Below are 8,858 nucleotides of genomic sequence, written 5' to 3' on the forward strand. Positions count from 1 at the left end.
CACTGATAAGTGGAACTCGACGAAACTCATTTTCTGCTAAAGCACGAGCCCATTGGTAATCATCAAAATGATTTACATTGCTTAACTCCCAGCTATAGTCACTGGCATCGATAGTTTCAACATGACCAATTGTATCAAGGGCATGATGCAAAGACACATCTTCACCTGCCAGAATCGTTGGGAGTAATGATACAATGTGTGGTCTATAAATCCCTGCCATTGGTTCTGGCCTGCCAGTAGCCCCCGTAGGAACAATGGCAGTCCAATTATTATGGTTCACTTGATATAACCACTCATAATATAGGTCCATAGACATAAATGGCATATCTACAGCCATCACTGCATAAGCAGGACTAGTTCCAACGGCTAGTGCACTATAAAGGCCTCCTAGCGGACCACAACGCTCAATAGAATCCCGAACAATAGAAACTTTTTCTTTTTCATTGTTCGATAATGTATCAATAATATGTGTCTGAATGGCATGCCCTAACTGTTCATCATCACCGATAGAGATAAGAATATCGGCTACATCTGCATCTAATCCTTTACGAAGTGCATGAGATATGAGGCTTTCACCATTAATCCAGGACAATAACGCCTTAGGTTGCCCCATTCGAGAACTCAAGCCCCCCGCTAAAATGATTAATCCTAATTTATTCACGACGTCCTAACCCTCGTTTAACACCTTGGTATATGAATAGTAAAACAACAATATTTAAAATGCCATCAGGCACCATATAAGACGCATTATAAATCATGGAGTAGATCCATGGATTTTGCCCTTGTGGGGCATAGCTAGCAAACACAACGGCACCGCTCATAACAGATGCGGCCCAACGCAATGCGATACCTACAATAGAACCTGTGATAAGGCCAGAAATAGAATCTTTGAAATAACCGCAAACGCCAATAACACCATAAGCTACTAGATAATCTAATATAATACTTAAATAGTGTACAGATGATTTAAAGCCTAAAATGAAATGCAAGATACCGTATACGACGCCAGCAAAAATACCGCGAGCTCCACCCCATCGATAGGCATAAATCATGAGCGGCACTAGAGACGCAGCCTTAATAGATCCCCCCTGAGGCATATGGAAAATCGTAACAAACGATAATACTTGAGCAATTGCAATAGCTACACCTGCTTCTGCAAGCATGCGGGTTTTAGACTGATCCATGTCAATCAACCTCCTCTTTACCATATATATTAAAGAATATATTATTTATACAATCTACTTGTATTGTACTACAGTTCGTATCTGAGTCCAAACAAAATATTCGGAACGTATTGAAAATTTTACGCTTCTCTTGTATAATGGTACAGGTTCAATTTGTAATACTCGAAGGAGATATAGAAAATATGATTAACACAACGAACATCTTTGATTATGAAGACGTGCAATTGATTCCTAATAAATGTATCGTAACTAGCCGCAGCGAATGTGATACACATGTTAAATTAGGTAACCGCACATTCCGTTTACCAGTAGTTCCTGCAAATATGCAAACTATTATCGACGAAGAATTGGCAGAAAAATTAGCTCGTGAAGGTTATTTCTATATCATGCATCGTTTCCAACCAGAACGTCGTATGGACTTTGTAAAACGCATGCACGACCTCAACTTATATTCTTCTATTTCCATTGGTGTAAAACCAGAAGAATTTGCTTTAGTTGATGAATTCAAAAAAGCAAACTTAACACCTGAATACATTACAATCGATATTGCTCATGGTCACTCCAACGCAGTAATCGATATGATTCAATACATCAAAAAGAACTTGCCTGGTACATTTGTTATCGCTGGTAACGTAGGTACACCAGAAGCAGTTCGTGAACTTGAAAATGCTGGTGCAGATGCAACTAAAGTTGGTATCGGTCCTGGTAAAGTTTGTATCACTAAATTAAAAACTGGCTTCGGTACAGGTGGTTGGCAATTGGCTGCGGTTCGCTGGTGTGCAAAAGCAGCTACTAAACCTATCATTGCTGACGGTGGTATCCGCGATCATGGCGACATTGCTAAATCTATCCGCTTTGGTGCTACTATGGTTATGATTGGTTCCCTATTCGCTGGTCATGAAGAATCTCCAGGGGAAGAAAAAATCGTTGACGGCAAAGCAGTAAAAGAATACTTTGGTTCTGCTTCTGAGTTCCAAAAAGGTGAACGCAAAAACGTAGAAGGTAAAAAAATCTTCATCGATTCTAAAGGTTCTATCTTTGATACATTAGTTGAAATGGAACAAGATTTGCAATCTGCTATTTCTTACGCTGGTGGTACTACTCTACAAGCAATCCGCAAAGTAGACTATGTACTTGTTAAAAACTCCATCTTCAACGGTGACCGTTAATACAATATTACATGTAAAAGCCACAGGATAAATCCTGTGGCTTTTTTGTATGTAATCAATGTGATCTACAACATATTCGTAATAATATTACCATATTTCATAAAAATAGCCCCAAAGACATTTCGTCTTTGGGGCTATTATTTAAGCTTCAGCTTCTTTTGATTTTTCCATTAACATATAAGCGTATTTACCAATACCAGCACTAACAACAAGTAATGCAGTCAGTACGATAAATGCCACTGTAAGACTTGTGCCATGAGCAATGAAACCAATCAACGCTGGTCCCATCAAAATCCCCATATAACCAAGCATGGTAGATGTAGCCACAGCTTGTGTCATAGGAATAACATTTTGTTCCCCCATAGCAGAGAATAAGTTTGGTACTACCATGGCTAAAGAAATACCAAGTAATAAGTATGTGTACATGGAGCCATAACCTGGTAGGAATACAATAAGGCCCATTGCAATAGCACCTAACAAATAACCACCAATTACAACTTGTTTAGAGGTTAAATGTTTACCAATTGTATTACCAAGCAAACGACCAATACACATAGTACCATTAAAGAGCATAACGCCCATAACGGCCTCTTCGATAACAATACCTTTATCTTCGAATAAGTATAATGCACTCCAATCCCCTACTGCGCCTTCAACCAAGTAAGATACAAAGGACAAGAGACCAAAGATAATAGCTATCGGATGGAAAGATAGTGGGCTTTTAGATTTTTTAGTAACCTTTGTATTTGGATCACTACCAAAGGTTAACATAAATTGGCTAACCACGACCATGGCAATGAATAATACGATGAGAAGTCCCCAAATACTAGCATTAACAGGTAAAGATAATATTTTTAAAAGCACCAACAAAACACCAGCACCGGCAAAACCGCCTAAACTCCATCCACCGTGATAAGCCCCCATCAAGTGCTTTTTACTCACCTTTTCGGTCAAGATAGCTTGTAAATTAGCGGATGCACCACTAAGACCTACACCTATACCAAAGAAGAATAAAGCGGCTGTGGTCGTAGCAATTGTAGAGCACATCGTAACAATAGCAAGAGATAACATGCCAATAAAGCTAGCTAATAAAACGACTTTCTTGCATCCAAAGTTCTCTACTAGCTTACCAGCTATGGCCATGGACAAACAAGAACCTACACCGAGCACTAAAATCATAGAACCCAATACATCTTCACCGATACTAAGCTTTGCTTTTAAATATGGTACAAAACCAGCCCACAAGGCTGTATACATACCTGGGATAAAGAAGCCCCCAAAGGCACCACGAATATTTGCTGTTGAAATAGAAACTTGATCGCTCATTACATCCTTTCTGGCTTCTAGAACCGTCCGGCGAAGAAAGGCCCTTTTTATCCGCAACGCACTAAAACTTGTACCTTAGCAGGAAACCATTTTAATTACATATGATTTATTATTGGAATATAATAACCCTCTTTACGAAACATGTAAAGAGGGTTTTGTAAATTTAAATTAAAATTAAAAAAGTATCCATATTCCTACGCAACTCGTAAGTAATGCCACAAGAACTGGCACGGCTGTGCGTTTAAGTAAATCTACGGATTTAATATGGGCCACACCTGCTACGCCGACCATTACAGGGCTGATTGGGCTGAGGAACAAACCAAGGCTAGCGCCATTTTGCATTACCAACATGGTTGTTTTGGGATCAAGGCTAAGGTTAGATACAATATTAGGTACTAATGGCACTAATGTAAATAATGGAGCTACATTGCTACCTGTTACCATACTTAAGCCTAACATACCGCCTCCAAGAACAGAGGTAAGCCCAATAGAGTTAAGAGATAATGTTTGTAGCGCACCAACTAATGAATCAATAAGGCCGAGGCTAACTAAACCTTGTGCAAAGATTTGTCCCCCTATAATAAGAGTCACTGCATAGGAGAACTGGTTCCCCATACCTTCAAAGAAAATCGTCGTACTCTTAAGTACTGTTCTCAAATTTCGATGACGAATTAATTCAGCTAATAGAGCAATACCAAAGGCAAGCATCATAGCAAGGGTGACATTCATCTTCACACCAGGAAAACCATATTGACTAAAGTCTAAGATAAAACACAATGGTAATAATGGGAATATCATATATAGCTTAGGTCCAATAGGAGCTTCAGGAATACTTTCAAGATCATTTACATCCATAGGGCCATCAATTCGATCTCGATATCTCTGCCACCAAAAGTGTGCTATGGCAGTCACAATAGCAACCAAGAAATAAATTCGTAATTGGTACCCCACAAAGTAGTTTGGTACAGGTATATTTAATACCTTGGCAATCAATAAGGTAGATACAGCCCCAGGCCCTACATCCATAAGGTGTCCTGTAGCTATAACGGCTGCCGCCCCTACTGGGCTCACGCCAAGACGGAGTAATACAGGATACATGGTGACCATCATAAGAAGAGCAAGGCTCAACGGATTAGGTACACAAATGGATAGGCCCATATTGAGTAGAAACATAAGAGCTAACACAATATACGGACGATTTAGTCGATATAAAGGACGGATAAGTGTATGGGCGAGTCTCGTTCCTGCCCCAATATATTCCATATATTTTGCATACCCTGCACAAGTCATAATCATAAGGCCCAAATTAACTATGTTATTTGATGTCGTTATTCTTACGATATCCATGGCATCAAATATGAGAACACCTGTGGATTGGTCACCCACTAATATGGCATCAATCCAATTAGCCTCATATGCGATGAACATCATAAGAATGCCCAAGCCGATCAAAATAGGCTGTGGTTGATAGCGCTTCATCAATAAAAAGCCTGTAATAGCAATTATGATGAGACATATAACTATATTCATAACTACCTCTCATAGAGAATATATTAGACTGACAGCGGATTTATATCACAAATACTATACTTGAATTATACTTGTATCACATCCAGCTTATACCTATATTATACCTATACTATACGGAAAATATAAATAAAAATACAATGAAACAGCACCGTTATTTTCAAAATAACGGTGCTGTTTATTACTTATATTCCTTTATTTATGTTCTTTCAACCATGCAATAGCATATTCAGCATATACTGCTGATGCGGCTGATAGTACTGTATCATCCATATTAAATCTATTATTATGATGATCGTAGGTAGCCTCTATTTCAGGATTTTGAATACCAATAAAAGCAAAGCATCCTGGTTTATCTTGTAAATACCATGCAAAATCTTCCCCTGGCATTACTTTACGCATTTTAGAAAGCTTATCTTTACCTAATGTATCAATAACAACGCGTTCCGCTAATTCGCTAGATTCAGGATCATTAATAGTAGGCGGTACTTTTTTTACATATTCTAATGTAGCAGTTGCCCCATAGGCTTCAGCCGTATGTTCTACTACGCGGCGTATGGATTCTACGTAATACTCTTCTTGGTCTGGATCAAAGAATCTAATGGTCCCCCCCATTTTAGCTTCACCAGGAATAACATTCCATTCAGATCCAGAGTGAATATTACCAATAGTGAGCACAAGAGAATCTAAGGCACTCACATTACGAGACACTACGGTTTGCAAGTTCATAACGATAGCACTAGCTACTACAATGGCATCAATCGCTTGATGTGGCTGTGCACCATGACCTTGTTTACCCTTTATATTAATGGTAATCTGGCTACTTGCAGCCATGCGAGGACCTTCCTCTACGGAGATGAGGCCTGCTGGTAAGTCAATCCATACATGGCCACCAAAGATAGCATCGATTTTATCATACCAATCACCAAATTTAACGAAATCTGGCGCCCCTGCACCCGTTTCTTCAGCAGGTTGGAATGCTAAATACACATCGCCTTCGATGCGCTCTTTCATAGACATTAACATCTTAGCAGCGCCTAGCAAGATAGCCATATGACCATCATGACCACAAGCGTGCATTTTGCCTTCAGTTTCAGATTTGTAGTCTACTGTATTATGTTCATGAACAGGTAAAGCATCAATATCAGCACGCAATGCGATGGCCTTACCAGGTTTATCGCCATGGATAATACCAACTAAGCCGATGCCACGCTCAGTATCTACATGAACCTCTACGCCCATAGATTCTAATTCTTTAGCGAGCGTCTTTGTTGTTTCAAACTCTTCATTGCTCAGCTCTGGATGTTTATGGAAATATCTACGCCAATCTTGAACGTAGCCTTTATATTGTTCAATTAAATCGCGACTATGCATGGTATCGCCTCCTTATAAAATCCCTTGTTCAAGGGGAATAACAGGGTAAAAGTAAAAGAAAACGACAGGCCACGCCATGTCGTTTTCTCCGTTTCTTATCGGTTGCGTAATACTGCTTGTACCGCTAAGGATACAACAGCTGTTGCAACTGCCACAGCAGCTGTAATTTTTGCTGTTGTGAAAAGTTCTTCTTTTGTAGGTTTTGCTTTTGTAGCAATATCTAATGTTTTTGCTACTGCAGGAACCAATACTTCGTTACGTAAGGATTCTGTATTCATATTTACTCCTCCAATATAGACTATTTCTTCTAGGGTAACACGAATAAGAATTAAAGTCTATATATTCATCGATTTATTTCAATAGTAATACGGTTACGCAACTATTTTAAATAATCTTTATGAAAGTTATGCGTAATATTATTTTGCAGCTAACTCTTCAATCGCTTCAGCTACAATAGTAATCGCTTTCTCCAATTGTTCTTGAGGGATATTAAGAGCTGGTAAAAGACGTACTTTATTTTTCGCAGATAAACATACAACGCCCTTTTCAAGACATTTTGCGATAACTGCTTTTGGATCTACTGTAGTTTCAATACCAAGCATGAGGCCCATACCGCTTACACCAAGGATACCAGGTTTACCAGCTAAAGCAGCTTTTACATAGTCCCCTTTTGCTTTCACAGAATCTAAGAATTCTGGTGTTAAACGACTAATAATCGTGTTACCTGCGGCCGCACAGATTGGATTACCACCAAAGGTTGTAGCATGTGCACCTGCATTTAACACATATTGCATCTTTTCATTGAATAAGGTAGCGCCCATAGGGAGACCACCCGCTAAACCTTTTGCAGTAGATACTACATCTGGTTCAATACCGAATTGTTGGTATGCATATAAACTACCAGTACGGCCATTACCAGTTTGTACTTCATCGATTAACACAAGTTGATCATGTTCATGAGCATATTTTGTTACCGCTTGTACGAACTCTTTATCTAGTGGCATAACACCACCTTCACCTTGAATAGGTTCCATCATGATGGCGCAAACAGCAGGATTATCAAGCGCTTTTAATGCCGCATCAATATCATTAGCTGGTGTATGAATAAAGCCTTCTGTAAATGGGAAGAAATGTTGATGGAATACATCTTGGCCTGTAGCAGACAAGGTAGTAATAGTACGACCGTGGAAACTGTTTACTAACGTAACGATGACATGACGACCGTCACCGTATTTGTCATGACTATATTTACGAGCAGCCTTGATGGCACATTCATTAGATTCTGCACCAGAGTTGGAGAAGAATACCTTCTTCATTCCTGTTTTGGCACATAGTTGTTTTGCCAATTCAATTTGTGGTAAAGAATAGTATAAATTAGAGATATGATTCAACGCATGACATTGCTTTGTTACCGCCTCTGTCCATTCATCGTCATCTACACCAAATGCTGTTACACCAATACCGGAGCCAAGATCGATGTATTCTTTACCATCTACATCCCATAAAAGAGAACCTTTACCTTTTTCAAAACATACATTAAACCGGCCATACGTATTGGCTATATATTCTTTATCTTGTTGTTCAAAATCGATTGTATTACTCATTACATCCTCCAAACGTACGGCCTTGCCGTCGTCTATCTATATGAAAGGTAACGATGGTAATAAATGATTACCATCGCTATACCTACTATATTACTTTACAAACATTGTGCCAAGACCTTCATCAGTCAATAGCTCGATAAGAATGGCATGTGGGATTTCACCATTGATAATAAATACCTTTTGAGCTCCTGATTTGATGGCCTCTAAGCAGCAATCTACTTTTGGTATCATACCACCTGCAATAACACCATCTACCTTTAATTGATCCGCCTCTGCCATGGTAATTTTAGAAATGAGAGATTCAGGATTATGTACATCTCGTAACACACCATCAATATTGGTCATGGCAACCATTGTTTCTGCCTTTAAAGCACCTGCAATTTTTGCTGCCACCGTATCGGCATTGATATTGTATGTCTTGCCATCAGCCCCCATACCAATGGAGGAAATTACAGGAATATATCCTCTACTGATAACATCATCAATAATACTTGTATCAATAGTATCAATAGAACCTACATACCCAAGCTCATCATTTTGCTTATGAACTTGAATCATATTACCGTCAACGCCACAAAGGCCAACAGCTTTACCACCAAGATCTGTTAAGTCTGCTACAAGACCTTTATTAACCTTACCGGCTAATACCATTTGTACTACATCCATTGTCGCTT

Annotated in this window: 9 protein-coding genes; 1 reads left to right on the top strand and 8 read right to left on the bottom strand. The window is 39.1% G+C overall.

Annotated features, from left to right (window positions below; translation table 11 throughout):
• Together QZ055_RS06290 and thiT are read right to left on the bottom strand one after the other, a co-directional pair.
• On the bottom strand, positions 1-661 hold a 661-nt coding region (locus tag QZ055_RS06290), incomplete at its 3' end, for a molybdenum cofactor guanylyltransferase (protein WP_295825356.1).
• Positions 654-1,184 (bottom strand): energy-coupled thiamine transporter ThiT, encoded by a 531-nt coding sequence (thiT, locus tag QZ055_RS06295; protein WP_295825357.1) that lies wholly within the window; start codon positions 1,182-1,184, stop codon positions 654-656. The genes QZ055_RS06290 and thiT, both read right to left, overlap by 8 nt.
• 182 nt (positions 1,185-1,366) lie before the next feature.
• Between thiT and QZ055_RS06300 the strand changes: the two genes are divergently transcribed.
• Positions 1,367-2,353 carry a GMP reductase gene (locus QZ055_RS06300; protein WP_039969037.1) on the top strand — a complete coding sequence of 329 codons (987 nt, stop codon included), beginning with the start codon at positions 1,367-1,369 and terminating at the stop codon, positions 2,351-2,353.
• 141 nt (positions 2,354-2,494) lie between these two features.
• Here the strand turns inward: QZ055_RS06300 and QZ055_RS06305 are convergent, their stop codons facing one another.
• The 6 genes from QZ055_RS06305 to argB all read right to left on the bottom strand — a co-directional run.
• Positions 2,495-3,679 carry an MFS transporter gene (locus tag QZ055_RS06305; protein ID WP_295825359.1) on the bottom strand — a complete coding sequence of 395 codons (1,185 nt, stop codon included), beginning with the start codon at positions 3,677-3,679 and terminating at the stop codon, positions 2,495-2,497.
• Between the two features lie 174 nt (positions 3,680-3,853).
• Positions 3,854-5,209 carry a C4-dicarboxylate transporter DcuC gene (gene dcuC / locus QZ055_RS06310; RefSeq protein ID WP_295825361.1) on the bottom strand — a complete coding sequence of 452 codons (1,356 nt, stop codon included), beginning with the start codon at positions 5,207-5,209 and terminating at the stop codon, positions 3,854-3,856.
• A gap of 192 nt (positions 5,210-5,401) precedes the next feature.
• A complete protein-coding gene (locus QZ055_RS06315) occupies positions 5,402-6,580 on the bottom strand; it encodes a M20 family metallopeptidase (protein WP_295825363.1) in 1,179 nt (392 codons plus the stop codon).
• Between the two features lie 95 nt (positions 6,581-6,675).
• Positions 6,676-6,858: a hypothetical protein gene (locus tag QZ055_RS06320; RefSeq protein WP_005385822.1), complete on the bottom strand. Its 183-nt coding sequence runs from the start codon at positions 6,856-6,858 to the stop codon at positions 6,676-6,678.
• Between the two features lie 138 nt (positions 6,859-6,996).
• The gene (locus QZ055_RS06325; RefSeq protein WP_295825365.1) at positions 6,997-8,184 is read right to left on the bottom strand and encodes an aspartate aminotransferase family protein; all 1,188 of its coding nucleotides are present in this window, start codon (positions 8,182-8,184) and stop codon (positions 6,997-6,999) included.
• Positions 8,185-8,274: 90 nt separating this feature from the next.
• Positions 8,275-8,858: acetylglutamate kinase (argB, locus tag QZ055_RS06330; RefSeq protein ID WP_295825367.1), on the bottom strand; the 584-nt coding region annotated here is incomplete at its 5' end.

The sequence above is a fragment of the uncultured Veillonella sp. genome, from assembly GCF_905209685.1.
Taxonomy (GTDB): Bacteria; Bacillota; Negativicutes; order Veillonellales; family Veillonellaceae; genus Veillonella.

Coding starts and splice junctions, on each gene's coding strand:
- thiT (WP_295825357.1), bottom strand. CDS start 1,184: ATGGATCAGTCTAAAACCCGCATGCTTGCAGAAGCAGGTGTAGCTATT.
- QZ055_RS06300 (WP_039969037.1), top strand. CDS start 1,367: ATGATTAACACAACGAACATCTTTGATTATGAAGACGTGCAATTGATT.
- QZ055_RS06305 (WP_295825359.1), bottom strand. CDS start 3,679: ATGAGCGATCAAGTTTCTATTTCAACAGCAAATATTCGTGGTGCCTTT.
- dcuC (WP_295825361.1), bottom strand. CDS start 5,209: ATGAATATAGTTATATGTCTCATCATAATTGCTATTACAGGCTTTTTA.
- QZ055_RS06315 (WP_295825363.1), bottom strand. CDS start 6,580: ATGCATAGTCGCGATTTAATTGAACAATATAAAGGCTACGTTCAAGAT.
- QZ055_RS06320 (WP_005385822.1), bottom strand. CDS start 6,858: ATGAATACAGAATCCTTACGTAACGAAGTATTGGTTCCTGCAGTAGCA.
- QZ055_RS06325 (WP_295825365.1), bottom strand. CDS start 8,184: ATGAGTAATACAATCGATTTTGAACAACAAGATAAAGAATATATAGCC.